We start from the raw sequence: 22,281 nt of genomic DNA on the forward strand, positions 1-22,281 counted from the left end.
TTAAAAGAATAAAGTTTTCTCCACAGGAAAGGATTCCTCTGTCAGTCGGTATGTCGTGGATAGGTAATAATCGAAAGGTAGCTTATTGATTCCGTAAGAAATTTTTCAGGACCATGCGGAGCCTGGCTATCAAACATCAGAGTATCGCCGGGACCCATTTCGTAGGTCCGCTCTCCATGGCGATAGATCAGCCGACCGGTCAGCATGTAGATCACCTCGACTCCATCATGACGAAAACTGACGTATGGTTCAGCACCTTCGTGCAGACTGATGAGGTAAGGCTCCACCACGACCGGACCGCTGAGGAGGTGTCCCAGCAAATTGTACTGATGGCCTGCCTTCGTGCCCCGGCGTTCGATTGTCACACCCTGGCCGGCACGGACAAAAGAACAGTCGCGCTGCTCTTCAGCCGTGGCGAATAACTGACTGAGTGAGATGTTCAGGGCGTGGGAAACAGACTGGAGCGTGGCAAGGGAAGGCGATATCTGCCCGTTCTCGATTTTTGACAGCATGCCCAGAGAGATGCCCGCTGCATTTGCAAGCTCGGTGCCTGTCAAATCCGCCTTGCGGCGCTTTTCCCGGATCTGTGCGCCCAGTGATTCCTCAAGGGTGAGTTCGCGCGCCGGAGTGGCGGAGGACCCTGTGGCAAGGTCATCGGCCTGGGTGGTGACTGTCCTGCGTTGAGAAGTCCGGCGGGGCGTTGCCATTAAGTTCAGGTCTCCAGCGACAGGTATTTTTGGATCTCAGGATAGGATCCTTATCTGATCGCTGAATTCAGGAAAGAGAGCAACAAGGTCCTTCATGACGCCCGCGCGCAGGCAGTCACGTAGATAGAGCATCAGATCAAGGGGAAGACGCCCGAACTCCCGTCGGCGTCCGACAAGCGTGAGATGGCGGTGGAAAGACCCGACAGGCAATGGATGACAGGCCATGCCGCATCCGGCGTTGAAACCCGCTTCATACAGACAGAGCGGGGTGGTGATGGCGACACCACCGGTCTTGCAGGCTGAAAAAACACCAAACGGAAGATCATATTCCTGTTGAAAGGGCACTTCGATCCGCAGTCGACGGAGGTAGCGTTCCACTTCCGAACCGGTACGTGAGCGTTGTGAAAAGCGGACAAAAGGACGGCTGAGCAAGAGTCTGCGCAGGTCGTCAGTGGTTCTTGGAGGCTCTATGTTTTTCGGGCAGAGCAGGAGATAGGGTTCTTCGATCAGCGGCCAGCGTTCGAGACCGGCGATATCCTCCATTTCATCGACACCAATCACGAGATCGATCTGGCGTGTGAGGAGGGAGGTGCCGTGGGATTCGGTCAGGCCGGCGTGGACCACAAGGCGTCCGACGCGATCATACATGAATTCCGAGAGATGGGGCGAGACGGCGCGGGAAAGTGAATCCACCACACCAAGGCGCAACTGGGGAACGCGGCCATGCTTCATTTCCTGAATGCCCACCGCGATATGGCGCATTTCAGCAAGAAGTCCAGCAGCATTCTGGCGCAGGACAGCCCCTGTGGCGGTCAGGGCGAGAGGGCGCACATTGCGGTCGAACAGTCTGGTGCCAAGCCGGGATTCAAGTTCGGAAATGGTCTGGGAAATGGCGGGCTGAGTAACAGACAATGCCCGTGCCGCAGCCGCCATGCTGCCATTTTCACAGACCGCAAGGAAAACATTCAGCGACGACAGGTCGAAAGGCAGGTCCGTGAGAGCCATAATCTATTATAAGAAAAAATTATTCTGTCACAAGCCATATCGTTTTCTAAACGAGATGAAGCACAGAGCGTGGGAAGATCATGCAGACCAACCGTTACTCCCTGTTTTCCCTGTTGCGGGAAGCGTGTCGCGGGAACACAGGCTGGAAGCCCGCGTGGCGCAAGGCCGAGCCGTCAGGCGCCTATGATTTCGTCATTGTTGGCGGCGGTGGTCATGGACTGGCGACGGCGTATTATCTTGCGAAACGCTATGGCGGCAAACGGATTGCTGTCGTGGAAAAGGGGTGGATCGGTGGCGGCAATGTCGGGCGCAACACGACCATCGTGCGCTCCAACTATCTCTTGCCCGGCAATGAGCCTTTTTACGAATGTTCAATGAAGCTCTGGGAAGGGCTGGAGCAGGACATCAACTATAACGCCATGGTCAGTCAGCGTGGCGTGTTGAACCTTTTCCATAACGACGCGCAGAGGGCGGCCTATATCCGTCGCGGCAACTCCATGATCCTGCATGGTGCGGATGCCGCCCTGCTGGATGCTGAAGCGGTGCGGGAAAAAGTTCCTTTTCTGAACTTCAATGATGCCCGGTTCCCGATCAGGGGTGGTCTGTTCCAGCCCAGGGGCGGGACGGTGCGTCATGACGCCGTGGCATGGGGTTACGCGCGGGCGGCGGATCGTCTTGGCGTGGACATCATCGAAAACTGTGAGATGACGGGTTTCCGGATCGAGCAGGGCAGGGCTGTCGGTATCGAGACGACAAAAGGCTTTATTGCCGCGGGAAAGATCGGTCTGGCCTGCGCAGGAAATTCTTCGCGTGTTGCTGCGATGGCGGGGTTGAGGCTGCCGATCGAGAGTCATGTGTTGCAGGCGTTTGTCAGTGAAGGCCTCAAGCCTTTTATCGACTGTGTCGTTACTTTTGGGGCCGGGCATTTCTACATCAGCCAGTCCGACAAGGGCGGTCTTGTCTTCGGTGGTGATATCGACGGCTACAATTCCTATGCCCAGCGCGGCAATCTGCCCGTGATCGAGGATGTCTGCGAAGGCGGTATGGCCCTGATGCCGCGGATCGGTCGTGTCAGGCTGCTGCGTCACTGGGGCGGTATCATGGACATGTCGATGGATGGAAGCCCGATCATTGATCGCACGCCCGTTGAGGGTCTCTATCTGAATGCCGGATGGTGTTACGGAGGCTTCAAGGCCACGCCTGCTTCCGGGCTCTGCTTCGCTCACCTTCTGGCGCGGGACGAACCGCATCCTGTCGCGACGGCATACCGTCTGGACCGCTTTGCACGCGGTGCAGTGATTGATGAAAAAGGCATGGGCGCGCAGCCCAACCTGCATTGAGGTTCCTATGCGTCTGACCTGTCCTTCCTGTGGCTCCCGTGGCCTTGAGGAATTTACCTACCGGGGCGATGCCTCTGTTCGAAGACCCGCCGCTGATGGCAGCGAGCAGGCGTGGGTGGATTATGTCTATCTGCGTGACAATCCCTGCGGGCGTCATCAGGAGTTATGGTATCACGGCGCTGGCTGCCGTTCCTGGCTTGTGGTGACGCGCGATACGCGCACTCATGAGGTTTTCGATGTCCGCAATGCCCGTGATGTGATTTTGACAGAGCGTCAGACAGATGCAGGCGAGGGAGAGGCATCATGAGTGCTCCCGTACAGACCTTTCGCGTCAAAAGCGGCAACGGTGTCGATACCAGTCGGACACTTCATTTTTCTTTTGACGGGAAACCCTATACCGGCCATCCGGGCGACACGCTCGCATCCGCCCTGCTGGCGCATGGCGTGCGCCTCTTCGGGCGTTCCTTCAAATATCACCGGCCTCGCGGTCTGCTTTCGGCAGGACCGGAAGAGCCGAATGCTCTTGTCGAACTTCGTGACGGGGCAAGGCGGGAACCCAATACCCGCGCCACAGTGGTCGAGCTGTTTGACGGTCTGAATGCCTCCAGCCAGAATCGCTGGCCCAGTCTCGCCTTCGATGCTCTGGGTATGAACGGCCTGTTCTCATCCGTGCTTGGGGCCGGATTCTACTACAAGACCTTCATGTGGCCGGCTTCCTTCTGGGAAAAGCTGTATGAGCCCATGATCCGCCGGGCGGCCGGACTGGGACGGGCGGCGGACGAAGCCGATCCAGACCTGTATGAAAAAGCCACGACATTTTGCGATGTGCTCGTGGTTGGATCTGGTCCCGCGGGGCTTGCGGCGGCGCTGGCTGCGGGACATTCCGGCGCACGGGTGATCCTGTGCGAACAGGATGGCCTGCTGGGAGGACGCCTGCGCGACGAGAGTGCGACACTCGATGGCAGGCCCGGCTGGCGGTGGGCGGAGCAGGTCCGGCAGGAACTGGCCGGTATGCCGGATGTCCGGGTCATGACGCGGACGTGCGTGTTCGGCACCTATGATGGCGGCACCTATGGCGCGCTGGAACGTGTGGCGGATCATGTGGCAATCCCGAAGGAAGGCCAGCCGCGTCAGCGCCTGTGGCGGATCGTGGCCCGTGAGTGCGTGATGGCGACAGGGGCGATCGAACGCCCTGTCGTCTTCCCGAACAATGACCGGCCGGGTGTCATGCTGGCGGGGGCCGTGCGCACCTATGTCAACCGGTTCGGAGTGACGCCGGGCCGAAAAGCTGTGCTGTACACATGCAACGATGATGGTCTCCGTACGGCGCTCGATCTCCGTCGGGTCGGTGTCGCCATCGCTGCCATCGTGGACTCCCGGCCTGCCGGGGTGGGCGATGGCGCGCAGGTGGCCAGTCAGTGCGGGGCGGCTTTCTTCCCCGGCGGCGCTATTGCCGATTGCTATGGCCACTCTGGTGTAAAAGCGGTCCTCGTGCGGGATGCGTCCGGAAAGACCAGATCCATCGCGTGTGATCTGGTCACTATGTCGGGGGGCTGGTCGCCCAATGTGGGGCTGGCCACGCATCAGGGAAATCGTCCTGTCTGGCATGACGATCTGTGTGCGTTTCTTCCGTCCACTCTCCCATCGGGCATGGTCGCCGCAGGGACCGCTGCCGGTGTGTTCGACGCGACGGAAGTGCTTCATGACGGTGCCGTCGCCGGACAGCGGGCTGCTGTTGCCTGTGGCTTTGATGCGATGTTGCCGGCACTGCCGGAAACCGAGCCGACGCGGTATGCCATCCGTGCCTTGTTCCACGCGCTCAAGGGGGTGTCGTCCTCGAAAAAGGCCAAGGCCTTCGTTGATTTTCAGAACGATGTCACGGCGAAGGACATTGCGCTGGCGTCGCGGGAAGGGTTTGTCTCGGTTGAGCATCTCAAGCGCTACACGACGCTTGGCATGGCGACCGATCAGGGCAAGACATCCAATATCAATGCTCTGGCGCTCCTTGCCGAGATCACGGAGCGCACCATTTCGCAGACAGGAACGACCCTGATCCGACCGCCGGTCCAACCGGTTGCCGTCGGGGCGCTGGCCGGTCCGCATCGGGGAACACATTTCAAGCCAACGCGACTGCCGCCGACGCACCAGTGGGCGGAAGAACAGGGTGCGGTCTTCACCGCGAACGGGTTGTGGCTGCGTGCGCAGTGGTTCCCGCGTTCCGGCGAGAAAGGCTGGCTGGAGACGGTCAACCGCGAAGTGCTTACGGTGCGTGAGGCCGTCGGGTTCTGTGACGTCACCACACTTGGCAAAATCGACATTCAGGGCCCGGATGCAGCGGAGTTTCTCAATCGGGTTTACGTCAATGCATGGCTGAAACTGGCTGTCGGACGTGTCCGCTACGGATTGATGCTGCGCGAGGACGGGTTCGCCTATGATGACGGCACCACGGCCCGTCTCGGGGAAAACCACTATGTGATGACGACCACGACCGCGAATGCGGGCGGGGTGATGGCTCATCTTGAGTTCTGTCATCAGTGGCTGTGGCCGGAGCTTGATGTGCAGTTCATCTCGGTGACGGATGAATGGGCGCAGATTGCCGTGGCTGGACCGAAGTCGCGAGCCGTTCTGGAAAAAATAGTCGATGCGCCATTCGATCTTTCCAATGAATCCTTTCCTTACATGGCGGCTGCGGAACTGACCGTCTGTGGTGGCGTGACCGCTCGGCTGTTCCGTCTCTCCTTCTCTGGCGAACTGGCTTATGAACTGGCTGTCCCTGCCCGCTATGGTGATGCGCTTGCACGACAACTGATGAAGGTGGGCGAGCCATTCGGGATTGCGCCTTACGGCACGGAGGCCCTCGGCGTGCTTCGTATTGAAAAAGGGCATCCTGCCGGACCGGAGCTGAATGGTCAGACCACGGCGCATGATCTGGGCATGGGGCGCCTGCTGTCCACAAAGAAGGATTTTATCGGCAGCCGGATGGCGCAGCGGCCTGCGTTGACGGACCCTGCCCGGCCCACACTGGTTGGTATTCAGCCGGTCAATCCCGAAGACATGCTTGTCGCAGGCTCGCATCTTCTGCCACAGGGAGCGTCTCCCACGGCGGCTTCGGATCAGGGATGGCTGTCTTCGGTCGCGTGGTCACCTGGCGTCGGGTCTTGGATTGGTCTTGGTTTCCTGAGTAATGGTCCTGCCCGTCAGGGCGAGATCGTATCGGTTCATAATCCGCTGGCTGGAACAGTCATTGCGGCCCGTGTTGTCGAGCCGGTGTTTGTCGATCCCAAAGGAGAGCGTCTCCATGGCTGATCCGTTATTTCCCGTCCTGCCTGTGCCGCACGGTCCTGTGCGATGGGGTGCGATGACTTGTGCGCAATCGCCGCTTGCCGAGATTGTCAGTCTGGGCGCCTTTTCGGGTGTCGGGCGTGATGAACTCGTCAAGAGGATTCACGAGGCGTTCGGCGTCATTCTGCCTGATCAGCCTCGCGCCGTAGCGAGCGCGGACGGTGGATGCTCGTTCCTGTGGAGCGGCCCCAGTCAGTGGCTGGCCGTTGCCGAGGAAGGCGCGGGCCTGCTGTCCCGGCTTCGTGAAGTCTGTGGCGACGTCTGTGCGCTGACATCGCAAAGCGACAGCCGCAGCATCATGAAACTGTCCGGACCTGGTGTCCGGGAGGCAATGTCACGGCTTGTTCCGATTGACCTGCACCCGACGGTGTTCGGAAAGGATCACGTCGCTTCCACGCTGGCGGGGCATATCCCTGTCATCATGTGGCAGACAGATGACGCGCCCACTTATCTCTTTTTTGTCTTCCGGAGCTTCGCTGCAAGCCTGTTCCATGATGTCTCAGTTGCACTGAGCGGTTTTTCTTCTTCAGAAATGGATATTTGTGTATGACAACGCTCTCTCCCGACGCCAAAGGCTATATCCTGACGCTGAGCTGTCCCAATCGTCCGGGTATCGTGGCTGCATTGAGTCAGACCCTGTTTGAGGCTGGTGCAAACATCACCGAAGCGCAGCAGTTTGACGATACAGGTAGCGGCAGCTTCTTCATGCGGATCATGTTCGATATCGTGAAAGATGGCCGCACAGAAGCCGATCTTCGCGGAATTGTCGAGACGCTGACAGAGCAGTTCCAGATGAAATACCGTCTGAACTGTCAGTCCTACCGTCCCAAGGTCATGATCCTGGTGTCGAAATTCGACCATTGCCTTGTGGACCTTCTGTATCGCTGGCGCATTGGCGAGCTCCAGATCGATCCTGTCGGGATCATCGCCAATCATCCTGAAGAGACCTACAGGGATGTCGATTTCTATGGCATTCCCTTCCATCACCTGCCGATCACGAAAGAGACGAAGACGGAGCAGGAAGCCCGCATTCTCTCGCTCGTCCGGGAGAGCGGGACGGAACTCGTCGTGCTGGCGCGCTACATGCAGATCCTGTCCAATGACATGGCGTTGGCCTTTTCAGGACGCTGCATCAACATCCATCACTCCTTCCTGCCGGGGTTCAAGGGCGCTCGCCCCTATCATCAGGCATGGGAGAGGGGCGTAAAACTGATCGGTGCTACAGCGCATTACGTGACCAGCGACCTTGATGAAGGTCCGATCATTGAACAGGACGTCGAGCGTATCTCTCATGCCGACAGCCCGGAAGACCTGATCCGCAAGGGGCGTGATATCGAACGGCGGGTTCTGTCTCGGGCAGTGCGGTATCACATCGAGATGCGGACGATCCTGAACGGGAACAAGACCATCGTGTTCAACTCCTGAAGGATAGGGAGAGCGTCCTGTGATGGTGTCAGTTTCCAAGTTGATTGATGGCAAGGCCTTCGCCCGCAGACTGCGTGCCGATATCCGAGATCAGGCGCAGGGGTTGCACGCCCGGCATGGCGTCATGCCGACGCTGGCGGTGGTGATGGTGGGAGAGGACCCCGCCAGCGCCGTTTATGTTCGCAACAAGATCCGGGCGACGGAAGAGGCGGGGATGCGTTCAGTGTCCCACCATCTGCCGAAAAGCACGACGCAGGACGAACTGCTTGACCTGATCGCGGAGCTGAATGTCGACCAGTCGGTGCATGGCATTCTTGTTCAGCTTCCACTTCCTGAGCAGATCGATCGTGATGCGGTTCTGGACGCCATATCGCCAGAAAAAGATGTGGATGGCTTTCATATTGTAAACGCGGGTCGTCTGGCGGTTGGGCGACAGGACGGATTTGTTCCATGCACCCCCATGGGCTGCATGATGCTGCTGCGTTCCGTCGTGCCTAATCTGGCCGGATTGCACGCCGTGGTCATTGGCTGCTCGAACATTGTAGGTCGGCCCATGGCGCGTCTGCTCCAGCAGGCTGGCTGCACCGTGACGGTCACGCATCTGAAAACGCGTGATGTAGCCGCGGAAGCATGTCGGGCGGACATCATTGTCGTCGCGGCAGGTCATGCGGGACTGGTGCGGGGCGGCTGGGTGAAGGAAGGCGCTATTGTCATTGATGTCGGTATCAACCGCGTGGAGACGGATTCAGGATCGCGGCTGGTGGGTGATGTGGCGTTCGATGAGGTGAGCCCGCGTGCGGCGGCGATCACACCGGTGCCCGGAGGTGTTGGTCCGATGACGATCGCCTGCCTTTTGCAAAATACGCTTCAGGCTGCAAGGCAGTTTGCGACAGGGGCTGTTGTGGTTGAATGAAATTGGCTCTGTGGAAAAATAATGTGGTAGGCTGTAGGGTTTCAAGATGTGAACTGATTTTGGAAACTGGTCTCTGTTTCTGAAAATATCTTTCTACGATAAGGTGTTATTCTAGTTTTTTAAATAATCAGAATAACACCTTGTCGTGTGAGGAAGGAATATATCTAAAATATAAAATTTTTTCTGATAAATAGAAATCTTTTTCTTCCAGAAAAAAATGAGCTCAACTCATCGGCTGGATTGCAATCAACTGGACTACATTGGTTGCTGCCAAGTCTACCTGTCACATAACCATATCATCTGATTGTTCCTGATCCAGACTCTTTTCATCCGCTCATGGACCGGGAAAGAGTGATAAGAGCCCGTTCGGAGGTCACGCCGGCCTTGCGATACAAGCGGAGCCGGTGATTTTTGACAGTGCCCTTGCTGATCCCGAGATGCTGGGCGATTTCCCCTGTGCAGCGGCCCTGCAGGATCAGATGCAGAAGGTCACGCTCACGCGGTGTCAGATTCAGAGCCTTATGAGGCAGATCATCGGAGATCGCAGGTGAATGAACTGGACTGAGAACCAGCAATCGCCCTCCCGGTGCCAGCATGCAGTCTTCAGGGAGTGAGACAAGGCGTAGCACAAACTGTTCCGGTTCCGTGTGGCACGTCCGGCCAGATGTGCGGAGCAGTTTGTAAATGGCCTGTAGCAGCACAGGACCATAAACTGTTTCGGCTTCCTGCCAGGCGGGATTGCCATAAAGGCGGTTGCCGTGTCGGTCGAGCACCAGCGAGCCGCATGTCGAGCCATTGTCTTCATGGGCATCGCTGGAACTGAAACGACGCAGGGTCTGTGCGACATGAGCCCGGTGCAGGCCGTTGAAAAGTGGCTGGACAAGATGGGCGAGGCGCAATTCCTCACGTGTGAAAAGATTTTCTCCTTTCTGGAGAAAAAGCATCACGCAGGCATTGTTCTGCACTGGAAGCAGCAATCCGAGCTCATCTGAAAATTCATGCTTTTTCTGGAATATTCTTGTGTATTCATCAGGTTTTATGGATGAATCGAGAGTGGAGAGGGTAACGGCCGGTGCCTGTGTCTGACGGCGCCAGAGATGCCAGAAAGGATCAAAGCACCTGAAAGTGGAATGGTAGTCGGTGGTCGCGCTGGATGCGACATCATTTGTGTGGAGGACGTTCGGCAGTACGCCCGGCGCATAGGCGATGATCCATGCGGCCTGATTTGGAATGAGGGAAGCCAGCAGGCCGAGCATCCGCCTATGAAAGTCCGGCCGTCCGATCCTGGCCGCGACATCTCCGGTGGCGGCAAGCCAGCTTTCAGGAAGAGTTACATTTTCTCCTGTGGTTTCCAGAGGCGTTGCCATGATGCTCTCTCCTTGTGCTGGCCAGCAGAGGACCGACTATGCCTCAGACAAGGCAGGTTCACGCTGTGTCGGAGCTTTCATGGTTTCCAGACGATTGCCCGCGGCACAAGCCTTCAGGATACGCACGGCTTTTTCGGCGATCACACTTCCGGCCTCCAGAGGCGGGAGACCACCATCATAGATGTTCGAAATGACGGAGTATTCATAGCTCATGTCACTGTTGCCGCTGTAGGCGCGTGCTTTCGAAAGAGCGTCTTCATCGGCAAGTCGGTAAGCGAAGTAGGCCGACATGCTGCGGGATGCCCGTGCATCGCCACCTGGGCGCTCTCCAATCAGGCTGATGACAAGCTTCGGCTGGAGCAGTTCACCAACGGCTTCCGCGACCTTGACCCTGCCAAGAGGCAGAAGAATGGGTTGCCCGACAGAAAGGCCATGTGCGCGCAGGCCATCCAGTAATATCGGGAGCAGATCAGGAATGTTGTGATGAATGGCCTCGGCGCTCAGCCCGTCCGAGACGACGATCTGGACATCCATCCCTTCAGGGGCAAGGCCGGATATGCTGCTTTCGTCGAGGCAGGCACCGATGTCCGGATTGCCGAGATGCGCCTGTTTGTCGGACGCCCGGGTCTTCAGCCGTCGGAAGGTCAGATCAGGCAGGCGGGCCTCATCGAGTTCGGCGGCGATGGCCTGACGCCCGATGGCAAGATTGGCGCGAATCTCGCGTGAGACGCGATTGGCGGGTCTGGGGCCAGCGGAGTCAAAGCCGTAAGCTGCAGGAACACGTTCCAGAAGGCGGTCGAATTCAAGTTCCGAACTACAGAAAATACGGGGATTGCCCCAGTTCGGCCCACGCTCGATCGTGCCGTCTTCTGTCTCTGTGAAGATACCGCGTGTTTTCGCCCATTCGAGATACTCCGCCGCGGGCCGCGCATTATGGATTTCACGAAGAGTCTGGTCGTCGTGGCCGGATGTATCGAAATAGGCGAGCATACGATCGACCGTCAGGAACACGTCCATGAAATAGTTGGCCCCGGCGGCAGCCAGCAGTTCGGTGGCGATCTGATGGCCTTCGATCGAGATATCGGAGTGCATGGTGTAACAGGGAGCCATGCCCATCGGCAGCCCCATCAGCTTGCCCATGAAGTGATCCTGTAAATTTGAAAGGATCATCTCGACATTATCGAGATGGGTCTCAGGGCCAATGAAGCCCGTCACATTGTTGACCATGAACGGATCGTACCGGCGGGCGAGGCCGTAACACAGCGCCTCGCAGGTGGTCATGTCCATGCCTTCATGCTTGGCGTAGGTCAGTTCACTGCCCTGTCCGGTCTCGAAATACATGAACTGGCTTGCGGTTTCACGCAGCGGCCCCTGTCCGGCCATCAGGCAATAGGCTTCATCCAGAAGATCGACGGTTACATCGAACTCATCCGTCAAGGTGCGCTCTGTGCCAGCCAGACTTTGAAACAGGATTTCCACGGGTGCGCCATCCTGCAGACTGGCCATCTGGGTCTTCATATGGGCCAGAACACAGATCTGGGTTGGCGCGCCGGTCTCACGCCGCAGAAGATCCAGGTGGGTGAGCAGCGCCGATACGTTTTCGACGGTGTCGATGGAAGGGTTGATGCCCAGCAGGGCGTCCCCAGATCCCATGGAGAGACCCGTGTAGACAAGCGCCGACACGCAGGAGAGGTCATCGGTCGGATGGTTGGGCTGAAGACGTGAGGAAAGGGTGCCCTGTGCGCCGACCAGAGTGCGTGCCCGTGCAGAACGCTTTGCCTTGCGCGCCACGAGGATCAGTTCATGCACATCCATCAGCTTGGCGAGGGCGGCGGCCATCACGCCGGTCAGGGCTCGGCCCAGACGGCGCACTTCGGCGGCAGGAGCCCGCAGCAGCAGGTCTTTCAGCTCACCGACAGTCAGCGCGGCAATGCTGTCGAACGCTTCCCGGTCGATGTCGTAATTGACCCGCATGATGGAATCTATGCGTCCATCCGCGGTGGTGAGCGGGTGGTCATAAAGATGCTTGAGCGTCAGACCGGACAGAATGGCGCGGGCAGCCTCACGCGTCATTTCATCTGCCGCAGTCAGGGCGGCCATGCGATCACCCGCCTTGGAGATATCCGCTGCCCCCAGAAGCGCTTTCAGCCCATGGAAAGTAAAGGCACGGTCCATGAGACTGATTGTGTAGTCCTCGTCGGGAAGAGGCGCCGGTACCGGAATCTCCGCGAGAGAAATCAGAGTGGCCATGGGAGCAGTCTCCATTATCGGTTTGGTCAGCTCATGCCGTAGAAGGACACGGGAAAGACGATGTTGTGGGGCAACCCGATACGTACGAAACGGGCGTCGCGGACAGGCACTTCATCAAGAACCATCAGGTTGACGGGCAGAGCGCCCCAGCGGGTGATGTAACTGCCCAGTGTGTGACCGATATTGTGGTCGGTCAGGATGATCAGCGGGAGATCGGAAGGAAGGCGGGCTTCTTCCAGCGCGGTGGCGATGCGCTCTCCCGTCGCACGGATGGTTGCAAGATTTGGAGGGGTGTCGCTGGTCAGTCTCAGGCAGAAGCCGGAGGGATGCCTGCGGGCGATGGTGAGAAGGTCGCTCAGACGGCTGACGGGCGTCTGCATATCGAACGTGCCGAGGATCGGAAGATCCCGCAGTGGCAGGCCAATTTTTTCGGACTGAAAGACCGTCGCGCCTGAAATGTCGGTGCTGTGCATGGTCAGGCCGTAAACAGTAGCCCGTCCCTGGTTGGCGGGGACGGCCCGATGCAGATCGCGGGAGAGGAGAGGAGACGCCATGATCCCACGAGCCAGATCGGCGCCAAGGTCACCGTAAAGACCGCGTGGCGGCAGATCCTGTCCGTTCAGGGCGGCGTAGATCATTTCCCCGACGCCGCCGGAGAAGGTCAGCAGAGTGGAAGGTGGCAGGGAAGGAGTGAACGGACAATCTTCGTGAAACAGTCCGCAGGCGCTGCTGAAACTGGCGCGTGAACCCTGTGCGATGTCTTCCAGCGCCCGCACATACCAGTGTGTGATGCGTTCGATGTCCTGTTCGGAAACGGCGTGACCCGGTGCAAGGGAAAAATCGAGATGATCACAGAGGGTCTTTCCGAAAGCCGAGAGCGTCGTGAGTGTGGTGCCGTCACGGCCGAACTGGAAATGGCGTGCGCCGATAGAGTGGCATCCCGCTGCCACAACCTGTCCGTTCATGCCCAGGGCGGCATTGGTTGTGCCGCCGCCAATATCGAGATTGAGCACGCCTGTGGTGGGATGCTGGTGCGAGAGATCGACGCATCCTCCCATGAAGGCGAGCCAGGATTCCAGCATGGGGTCGCGTGCGGTGGCGACCACTGCGGCTCCGATGCGGGATTCCACGACTTCTGTCAGGGCGATGACGTTATCCTGCCGGGCCGCAAGACCTGTGATGATCGCGCCACCGGAGAAGATGCTGTCACGTTCGGATGTGATTGCATCCAGCCAGCCGTCGAGCAAGGCGCTGATTGCGGGGATGTCGAGCTGCTGATCGTCCCGAAAGGGGGTGAAGCAGGCTTCCGAACGGTAGCATAGTTCGGGTTGCGTGAATTCCATGCGGCCGGTGACGCAGTTCATGGAAAGTCGTACATATGCAGCCATCGCCCGACTGGTTGTCGAACCGAAGTCGAAGCCTGCGAGGAGGACTGTGTCTCCGGCCAAGGTCATGCTCTGGCCCCTGCGCGTATCAATGGTGGCGACAATAGACTCATCATTGTCCTTCTGCAATGAAAACCCCATAGGACGGTCAGTGCTGGTTATAATATATTCAATATTTTTCATGCTTTTTCGTGTTCCTGTAACAGAACGGGAACGCGAAGGCGGGAAAGACCATGTGCCGGAAGGACTTACATGCCGGGCTGGCGGATTGAATGCCTGATGAAACGGTCGGAGATCATGCCGATGAAGGCCACGCACAGGCCCGCGACCACGCCCTGTCCGACATCCGCCTTGGACAGAGCGGCGTAGGTGACCTGTCCAAGGTCGCGCGTTCCGACAAGGGCCGTGATCACCAGCATCGAGAGAGCGAGAAGGATGGTCTGGTTGAGGCCAAGCAGCATGTCGGGAAGAGCATGAGGCAGCCGGATACGTCTGAGGATCTGCCTGCTTGTGCAGCCGGTCATGATGCCAGCCTCGATGAGCGGCGCCGGCACATGGCTGATGCCGTGCGCCGTGTAGCGGATGGCCGGTGCGATGGCGTAGAGCACGATGCCGATCATCGCCGTGAAGTCGCCGACGCGAAACAGCATGACGATGGGGATGAGATAGACGAACGCCGGAAGCGTCTGGAGCGTGTCGATAAACACTTCGACGCTTTTCATCAGCCAGGGTCGTTGTGTGGCGAGTACCCCTACAGGTACTCCGAGAAGCATGGCGATCAGGACCGATACCCCGCAGAGATAGAGTGTGATCATCGCCGGTTGCCACAATCCCACGACAGCCATGAAACTGCACATGAGCCCCACCGTCAGGGCGAGGCGTATGCCGCCCAGCCGCAGTCCTGCCAGTGTTATGATTGTCACAACCCATGGCCAGGGGAGAGCCAGCATGAAACGCTTCACCGGCATGAGGACGTGCAGCAGCATGAAGGTCTTGATCACGTCGAGAGGATCGTGAAAGTTGATATTGATCCAGGAAACCAGATCATTCCAGAACGGGCCGGTCGAGAGGCGTGCGCTGTCAGGATAATGTGCGATCGCTGGCCAGATGGCGGCGGCCACCCACAGCAGCCCCGCCAGTAAGAGAGTTCCTGCGACAAGAGAGCGTGGGTGAGAGCTTTCCGGGGTGGAGCGCCGGGTATCAGGTACGAGCGCCTGCGCGAAACGATCGAGCATCACCGCCAGAACCGTGATGGCCAGACCGGCTTCCAGACCTCCGCCGATATCAAGACGGCGGAGTGCTCCGAGCACATCCCAGCCCAGACCGCCCGCGCCGATCATCGAGGCAATAATGACGACATTGAGTGAAAGCATGATGACCTGATTGACCCCCACCATCAGTCCGGGAAGGGCCGTCGGCAGCAGGATGCGCCATGTCATCTGGCGGCGGGTGCAGCCTGTCATGCTGCCCAGTGAACGTAACTCGTCAGGCACGCCCTGAATGGCGACAACCGTGACCCGGACCATCGGCGGGATGGCGTAGATGACGGTGGCGATCATGGCGGAGACAGGACCAAAGCCGAACAGGATCAGCATCGGCAGGAGGTAGGCGAAGACCGGCATGGTCTGTGCGACGTCGAGCAGGGGAGAGAGAAAGCGCCCGAAAAGAGGTGAACGGACGCACAGAAGTCCAAGCACGAGACCGCCCGTGGCGCTGAGCAGGGCTGCCACCAGCACGGAAGCAAGTGTGACCATGGCGCTGGTCCACTGTCCGAAGACCGCGAGATACAGGAAGCCGATCGTCATGCCGACGGCGAGACGCCATCCACGCATGCGCCACGACAGGACCGCGACCGCGATGATCAGGGCGAACCACGGCACGGGTGGAAACAGCATGACGGCTTCCGAGCCCTCGCCTTTCAGGATGCCGGTCGCCAGCACCATGGAAGCCAGTTGCAGCGGCAGATCAAGGAAGCGTGAGAGCGCACGGGTAAAGCCGGACACGGTCAGCGGTCCCAGATGTGCGTCCACTGTCAGCCAGTGCATGAAGGCGGAAATCCAGTCCGCCAGCGGGAGACGCCATCCGGGAGGATATTTCTGTATCCAGCGCGGAAACAGGGTATGCGGCAGTTCCGCCAGAATGAAGCTCAGAATGACGATGATCAGCCACGGCAGAGGGCGCAGATTGACCTGTCTGCCAAAAATGGCAGGGTTAGACAGGGAGGCTTTTTTCTTCATGCGCCGACTGCCTGCGCATTCGGACCGATGAGAATGTCCAGAAGCATGGCGCGGTCGATAGCGCCAATGATTTCATTGTCTTCGATGACGGCCAGTGGCAGCGAAGAGGCGTCAAGCTGACGGGCGAAAGAGATGACCCGGTCTGTCGCGCTGACTTCGCCGCCAAAAGGACCAGCGGGGGGAGGTGTTGTCATGATGGATCGGGCGGTCAGAATGTGGGCGCGTGGCGCGTCCCGCGTGAAGGCGCGTACGTAATCGGTCGCGGGGCTGACAAGCAGTTCCTCCGCCGTGCCGATCTGCTCGACCAGCCCGTCTTTCATGATGGCGATGCGGTCCGCAACGCGCACGGCTTCCTCAAAATCATGCGTGATAAAAACGATGGTTTTTTTCAGCATACCCTGAAGGCGTATGACCTCGGCCTGCATTTCGCGCCGGATCAGCGGATCGAGTGCGGAGAAAGGCTCATCGAGGAACCACACGTCCGGATCGCCTGCGAGCGAACGGGCGATGCCGACACGCTGCTGCTGGCCGCCGGAGAGCTGGGCGGGAAACCGGTGCTCACGACCTTCCAGCCCGACCAGACGGATCATCTGCCGTGCGATCTCCTCGCGTTCCGCGCGTGGCCGTCCCTGAATCTCCAGCGGAAAAGCGACGTTGCCAAGCACAGTGAGGTGCGGCAACAGCGCGAAATGCTGGAACACCATTCCCATCTGATGCCGGTGGATCTGGATCAGATCGGCTTCGGAAAATCCGAAAAGATCCTTGCTTTCAAAAAGGATCTGTCCCGCCGACGGCGGTGTAAGTCCTGCCAGACAGCGCAGGAGCGTGGATTTCCCGGAGCCGGACAGGCCCATGATGACAAAGGTCTTGCCGCGTTCAATATCGAGATCGACATTGAAGATTGCAGGAGTAATCCCGGCTTCCTGAAGCGTCTGCACGTTGTCGGTCGTGATATGGCCGTCTTTGATGAATTCGGACGCCCGTGCGCCATAGAGCCGGCTGACTTGCCGGCAAGCCAGTACGGGATGCTGCATCAGGTCTCTCTTCCGCGGAAAGGGGATGCCTCCGACAGCCCATCAGGACTGTACGGAGGAAATGCTTTACTTGCTGAGCCAGGGCTTCCACACGGCTTCGTGCTTGTTTACCCAATCCTGAGCCACGTCCTCGACTTTTTCACCGTTGAGGTCCACTCGGGCATCAAGCTCGCCCATGGTTTTGTTGTCGAACTTGTAATTCTTGATAATGGCGTAGGCGCCGGGCCATTTGTCTTTCATGCCAGACCAGACGGCTTTCCAGATGGGGCCGTACGGCTTGCCGCAGTCATACTTGGCGTCCTTGTTGATGCCCCAGCTTGGGTTTTCGTAACAGCCCGGCTCATAGCGCGGAAATTCAACAAACTCGCCCTTGTATTTGATGGGCACCCAGTGCGGCGTGTAGATCCATAGAATGATGGGGGCCTTGCGTTCGTAGGCGCTTTTCAGCTCGGCGAACAGTGCGGCGTCCGTGCCCGCATGGACCACTTCAAACGGCAGATCGAGCGCTTCAATACGCTCTTCATCATGGCCACCCCAGGTTGAAGGGCCACCGAGATAACGCCCTTTGGGGTCGGTCTCAGGCGTGCTGAAAACTTCTCCACATTTCTTGAGGGCTTCCCAGTTGGGCAGGCCTGGGCATTTTTCCTTCATATATTCAGGAAACCACCACTCTTCACGGGCCTGCATCCCGGAGGAACCCAGATCCTCCACCTTGCCGGTTTTTACGGCCGCCTGAAGAGCTTCCTGCGCGGTCGTGGCCCAGACTTCGGGCGCGACGGTGAGGTCGCCGTTTTCCATTCCGCTGAACTGGGCAAGGTAATCAGCCGGCACATAGTCAATGTTATATCCGGCTTTTTTCAGAATATCGCCCATGATATGGGCGGTTATGAGTTCGCCTGTCCAGTCATTGAGTGTGAGCTTGATCGGATCGTGGGATTCTGGCGCAGCGATGGCGGATCGGCCCATGAGGCAGAGGCCGCCAAGCAGTGAGGCGCAAAGCAGATTTCTGATCATTGTTCCACTTCCATAATGAAGTCGACCAAATCCTAGTAACCGTAAGGCAGAAACAGCAATAGGTATTCCTCATATATAAGAGATATTTATATGCAGACTTAGCTGGTTTTTCTGAGCATTCCTGATGGGAAAATGTTTTTTCCTTATAAAAGCAAAGGGGTAGAGGAGGATTTGAGGGAATCCGAAATATACGGATCATGTTTTTGTATCACAGTGGAGTCGATGATTCGACTGACGCAGATTTCGGTTTGTTTTTATCAAATTTTTCTTTTTGAAGGGAATGGGAGGCGGGAAGCCGGCGTGGAGTGGAGGTGAGCGGAAAATTGTCCCATCATGCTCCGGATGAATGGTGCCAAATGGCACTATTGTTGTGATCACCGCCACATGCTTTCGTTTATTCCAGATCGGCAACGTAATGGAGCGCGGCGATCATGACTGATTTTTCTGTGAAAACCCCTGAAAGATTTTCTCATCGGATCAATGGGGGGAATAACGCCCGGAAGTTTTCGGTTGCCGCTGGTGAGCGCTTCGAATTTCTGGCGGTCGATGGAGGGCAGCCAGTCGTCGTATTTGCTGCGCGGGGCGTGCTGGAATGCTCTTCGGGAGCAGAAACGGCACATATTTTTTCCAGCGATGCATTGGCGGAATTTCTCGAAGGAGACGAGACTTCCATTGTCGTGCTGGACGAGAAATCAACGCGTGGAGACATCGTCAGTTTCGATGTGCTTCGGGATGGGAGTATCGTGGTTGATGTCCCCGCAGATGATATGACGCCTGAAAGCTCCGATGCGCCCGGGCGGGTAGATGTGGCGATTTATCCGGCAAACACCACGTCACGTCTGCCTTCTCCGCTTGCGCCCATTCTGGAGGAAATACGCGTGCCTGCGGCCTCGGCTGTGAGTTACCGTGTCCGCAAGGGTGACTATATACAGATCATTGATGTTGAAGGTCGGCAATGTTCCGATTTTCTCGCATTCGATGCGCTGGCTCTGGAGAGAGGCACGGAGTGTGGGCTGGATGCGACGGCAACCCGCACAGTGCAGGGAAACGCCATGCCGAGGCCGGGGCTGCACGCGAAATTTCTCGATGAACAGATGCTGCCGATGGTCGAGATCGTGCAGGACACAGTCGGTCGTCACGATGCGTTCCTGCTGGCCTGCACAGCTAAATATTATGATGACAGCGGCTATCCCGGTCATGCCAACTGCACTGAAAACTTTAATGCCGTGCTTGGAGGGGAGGGTATCGTTCCCCGTCGTGGGTGGCCCGCTATCAATTTCTTTTTCAACACTCAGGTTCTCGAATGCGGGACGATCGTAGGGGAAGAGCCCTGGTCGCGACCCGGAGATTATGTCCTGCTTCGTGCGGAGAGGGATCTCGTTTGCGCGTCGTCGTCATGCGCTGATGACGTGACATCCGCGAACGGCTGGACGCCCACCGATATTCACATCCGTATTTACGACCGGAGTAACAGCTTTCCCAAGGGGGTGACACATCGCATGACGCCCGAATCTCCACCTGTCATGACGCGCCAAAGTGGTTTTCACGATTGCCTTGAATCGCTGGGCGCGAAATTCGTCGAATATAAAGGCTTCTGGCTGCCGTCGTATTTTGAAGGCTTTGGTCCGGTTGCCGAATACTGGGCCTGCCGGACAAAAGCCTGTGTGATGGATCTGTCCGCGCTGCGAAAGTTCGAAATTACAGGTCCGGACGCCGAATTTCTGCTCCAGACAGCCGTGACGCGCGATATTCGCAAGCTGGCTGTGGGGCAGGTGGTCTACACGGCGTTGTGTTATCCGCATGGAGGCATGCTCGATGACGCAACCGTGTTCCGTCTGGCTCCGCAGGCGTTCCGGCTTGTCTGTGGTGACGACTATTGCGGCGAATGGCTCCGCGCTCTGGCGGATGAACGTGGACTGCACGTCAGCATCCGGGCATCCACGGACCAGCTTCATAATCTTTCCGTGCAGGGACCGGAAAGTCGGAATATTCTGTCTTCCCTGATCTGGACCTGCCCGACACAGCCAGACATCCAGTCCCTGAAATGGTTCCGCTTTACAATCGGGCGTATCGGCGGGGCGGACGGCATTCCGGTTGTGGTTTCACGGACTGGGTACACGGGAGAGCTTGGTTACGAAATCTGGTGTCACCCCAGGCAGGCTTCTGCCGTCTGGGCTGCTGTCTGGACGGCCGGGAAACCGCAAGGAATGGTTCCTCTGGGTCTGGAAGCGCTCGACTGGCTGCGTATCGAAGCCGGCCTGGCGTTTGCCAATTACGAGTTCTGCCCGGAGACAGATCCGTTTGAGGCTGGCATCGGTTTTGCGGTGCCAGCAGCCAAGCTTGAGGATTATAGCGGTCGTGAAGCGCTGGTAAGCAGGCGAGAAAATCCACGGAAATGCCTTGTTGGATTGGAAAGCCAGATGAATGACAGGCTTGATCACGGAGATCCTGTCTATTCAGGACGTGCCAGAATCGGTGTCGTGACAAGCGCATGCAACTCTCCTGTTCTGGGAAAAAGCATTGCGCTGGCGCGCGTTGACGTCTCGATGGCTGAAATTGGACAGAAGCTGGAAATTGGAAAGCTTGATGGTTTTCAAAAGAGAATATCGGTGAGCGTTACATCCTTTCCGGCTTATGACCCGAAAAAAACACGGGTCAGGTCCTGAAATACACTCAGAACAGAAGAGGCCAGTGAGCCTGATCGTCCAGCAGGGAGCATTGACGAACATGACGAAAAAGCGGGTAGCAGTCATTGGGGCGGGTCCAAGCGGACTGGCTGCTCTGAGAGCTTTCAGTACGGCGCGCAAGCAGGGACATGATGTTCCTGAAATCGTCTGTTTCGAGAAACAGCCGTCGGCGGGTGGTATCTGGAACTACACCTGGCGTACAGGTCTCGATGAATATGGAGAGCCGGTGCATGGAAGCATGTACCGTTTTCTGTGGTCAAACGGTCCAAAGGAAGGCCTTGAATTTTCGGATTATTCCTTCGAAGAGCATTTCGGACGACCCATTCCTTCCTATCCGCCGCGTGCCGTGCTGCTCGATTATATTCTGGGGCGTATGAAACGTGATGATCTGCAGGGCGATATGCGTTACAATACGCCGGTCCGGGATGTACAGTGGGATGCTGACGCAGACAATTTCACCGTAACAGTTGAAGATCTTGCGAACAGTCACGTTTATTCAGAGCGGTTTGACTATGTCATTTGCGCTTCCGGTCACTTCTCCACACCCAATGTTCCGACTTTTCCGGGTTTCGATCTGTTTCCCGGTCGTATCCTGCATGCCCATGATTTCCGGGATGCCAACGAATTTACGGGTAAGGATATCCTGCTGGTCGGCAGTTCGTACTCTGCGGAGGATATTGCATCCCAGTGCTACAAGTATGGAGCGAAATCGATCATTTTCTCCTATCGTTCCCGTCCTCTTGGCTTTGACTGGCCGGAAGGGTTCTCGGAACACCCTCTTCTTGAAAAAGTTGATGGAAACATAGCCTATTTTAGTAATGGAGAAAGCCGAAAGATAGATGCCATTATTTTATGCACCGGATACAAGCACCATTTTCCATTCCTGCCTGATGCCTTGCGTCTGAAAACAAATAACCGTCTGTATCCGCTGGACCTGTACAAGGGTGTCTGCTGGATCGACAACCCAAAGCTCCTTTATCTCGGAATGCAGGATCAGTATTACACATTCAACATGTTTGATGCGCAGGCCTGGTTTGCCCGCGATGTAGTTATGGGACGTCTTGAACTCCCTGCGGCGGCGGATATGACGGCGGACACGCATGTATGGCGCAGGCGTGAAGAAGCCCTTGAAGACGCTTATCAGGAGATTGATTTTCAGACCGATTACGTGCGTGATCTGATGAAATACACTGATTATCCTGCGTTTGATCTCGATAAGGTGGCTGAGATCTTCAAGGAGTGGAAGCATGATAAAGCTGAAGGCATCATGACTTTCAGGGATCGCAGTTATCCCTCCGTTCTGACCGGGACAATGGCGCCTCCGCATCATACGGTATGGATGAAAGCGCTGGATGACTCTCTCGAGGCTTTCCTCGCTCCTGCTGCCAATCCAAAGCACAAGGTGGATGCAGACTGAAGACAGTTCGGGACATCAGGGGTTATCAACATGAGCTCCTGAGTCTCTTTGAAAGGTTTTTTATTGCCGTGATATTTTCTTTGTAAGAAAAACTTATATCTCCGATAATGAAATCGGACTGCATGGTTTTCTTGCGATATTTGTTGCGATTTCAATTC

General features: G+C 57.3%; 16 protein-coding genes. 8 read left to right on the top strand and 8 right to left on the bottom strand.

The window, feature by feature from the left end; all coding sequences use genetic code 11:
* Positions 1–41 precede the first annotated feature (41 nt).
* Together A0U92_RS02410 and A0U92_RS02415 are read right to left on the bottom strand one after the other, a co-directional pair.
* A complete protein-coding gene (locus A0U92_RS02410) occupies positions 42–707 on the bottom strand; it encodes a helix-turn-helix domain-containing protein (protein WP_077811850.1) in 666 nt (221 codons plus the stop codon).
* 36 nt (positions 708–743) lie between these two features.
* Entirely contained in the window at positions 744–1,712 is a 969-nt protein-coding gene (locus A0U92_RS02415) for a LysR family transcriptional regulator (protein ID WP_077811851.1), read from the bottom strand.
* Positions 1,713–1,792: 80 nt separating this feature from the next.
* Here A0U92_RS02415 and A0U92_RS02420 point away from each other — a divergent pair, with 80 nt between their 5' ends.
* Genes A0U92_RS02420 through folD form a run of 6 tightly spaced genes read left to right on the top strand, consistent with a single transcriptional unit; the run spans position 1,793 to position 8,732 of the window.
* On the top strand, positions 1,793–3,052 hold the full coding sequence (locus A0U92_RS02420; RefSeq protein WP_077811852.1) for a sarcosine oxidase subunit beta family protein: 1,260 nt from the start codon (positions 1,793–1,795) through the stop codon (positions 3,050–3,052).
* Positions 3,053–3,059: 7 nt separating this feature from the next.
* On the top strand, positions 3,060–3,359 hold the full coding sequence (locus A0U92_RS02425) for a sarcosine oxidase subunit delta (protein ID WP_077811853.1): 300 nt from the start codon (positions 3,060–3,062) through the stop codon (positions 3,357–3,359).
* On the top strand, positions 3,356–6,358 hold the full coding sequence (locus tag A0U92_RS02430; protein WP_077811854.1) for a sarcosine oxidase subunit alpha family protein: 3,003 nt from the start codon (positions 3,356–3,358) through the stop codon (positions 6,356–6,358). Before A0U92_RS02425 ends, A0U92_RS02430 begins: the two co-directional genes overlap by 4 nt.
* Positions 6,351–6,944 (top strand): sarcosine oxidase subunit gamma, encoded by a 594-nt coding sequence (locus tag A0U92_RS02435; RefSeq protein WP_077811855.1) that lies wholly within the window; start codon positions 6,351–6,353, stop codon positions 6,942–6,944. The genes A0U92_RS02430 and A0U92_RS02435 overlap by 8 nt, the downstream gene beginning before the upstream one ends.
* The gene (gene purU, locus A0U92_RS02440; RefSeq protein WP_077811856.1) at positions 6,941–7,819 is read left to right on the top strand and encodes a formyltetrahydrofolate deformylase; all 879 of its coding nucleotides are present in this window, start codon (positions 6,941–6,943) and stop codon (positions 7,817–7,819) included. Before A0U92_RS02435 ends, purU begins: the two co-directional genes overlap by 4 nt.
* Before the next feature lie 22 nt (positions 7,820–7,841).
* The gene (folD, locus tag A0U92_RS02445) at positions 7,842–8,732 is read left to right on the top strand and encodes a bifunctional methylenetetrahydrofolate dehydrogenase/methenyltetrahydrofolate cyclohydrolase FolD (RefSeq protein WP_077811857.1); all 891 of its coding nucleotides are present in this window, start codon (positions 7,842–7,844) and stop codon (positions 8,730–8,732) included.
* A gap of 326 nt (positions 8,733–9,058) precedes the next feature.
* Here folD and A0U92_RS02450 read toward each other — a convergent pair whose 3' ends face one another.
* The 6 genes from A0U92_RS02450 to A0U92_RS02475 form a co-directional block, all read right to left on the bottom strand.
* Positions 9,059–10,099 (bottom strand): helix-turn-helix transcriptional regulator, encoded by a 1,041-nt coding sequence (locus A0U92_RS02450; protein ID WP_077811858.1) that lies wholly within the window; start codon positions 10,097–10,099, stop codon positions 9,059–9,061.
* A gap of 36 nt (positions 10,100–10,135) precedes the next feature.
* Positions 10,136–12,349, bottom strand: a complete 2,214-nt coding sequence (gene eutB / locus A0U92_RS02455) for an ethanolamine ammonia-lyase subunit EutB (protein ID WP_077811859.1) — start codon at positions 12,347–12,349, stop codon at positions 10,136–10,138.
* Between the two features lie 26 nt (positions 12,350–12,375).
* Positions 12,376–13,917 carry an ethanolamine ammonia-lyase reactivating factor EutA gene (locus A0U92_RS02460; RefSeq protein WP_236748235.1) on the bottom strand — a complete coding sequence of 514 codons (1,542 nt, stop codon included), beginning with the start codon at positions 13,915–13,917 and terminating at the stop codon, positions 12,376–12,378.
* 65 nt (positions 13,918–13,982) lie between these two features.
* On the bottom strand, positions 13,983–15,971 hold the full coding sequence (locus A0U92_RS02465) for an ABC transporter permease (protein ID WP_077811860.1): 1,989 nt from the start codon (positions 15,969–15,971) through the stop codon (positions 13,983–13,985).
* Positions 15,968–17,005 carry a quaternary amine ABC transporter ATP-binding protein gene (locus tag A0U92_RS02470; RefSeq protein ID WP_077811861.1) on the bottom strand — a complete coding sequence of 346 codons (1,038 nt, stop codon included), beginning with the start codon at positions 17,003–17,005 and terminating at the stop codon, positions 15,968–15,970. The genes A0U92_RS02465 and A0U92_RS02470 overlap by 4 nt, the downstream gene beginning before the upstream one ends.
* 66 nt (positions 17,006–17,071) lie before the next feature.
* Positions 17,072–18,019, bottom strand: a complete 948-nt coding sequence (locus tag A0U92_RS02475; protein WP_077811862.1) for an ABC transporter substrate-binding protein — start codon at positions 18,017–18,019, stop codon at positions 17,072–17,074.
* 431 nt (positions 18,020–18,450) lie between these two features.
* Here A0U92_RS02475 and A0U92_RS02480 point away from each other — a divergent pair, with 431 nt between their 5' ends.
* Together A0U92_RS02480 and A0U92_RS02485 are read left to right on the top strand one after the other, a co-directional pair.
* A complete protein-coding gene (locus A0U92_RS02480; protein ID WP_077811863.1) occupies positions 18,451–20,685 on the top strand; it encodes a trimethylamine N-oxide demethylase in 2,235 nt (744 codons plus the stop codon).
* 25 nt (positions 20,686–20,710) lie between these two features.
* Positions 20,711–22,123: an NAD(P)-binding domain-containing protein gene (locus A0U92_RS02485; protein ID WP_236748236.1), complete on the top strand. Its 1,413-nt coding sequence runs from the start codon at positions 20,711–20,713 to the stop codon at positions 22,121–22,123.
* Positions 22,124–22,281 lie beyond the last annotated feature (158 nt).

The organism is Acetobacter aceti, from assembly GCF_002005445.1.
In the GTDB taxonomy this organism is placed as follows: Bacteria; Pseudomonadota; Alphaproteobacteria; order Acetobacterales; family Acetobacteraceae; genus Acetobacter; species Acetobacter aceti_B.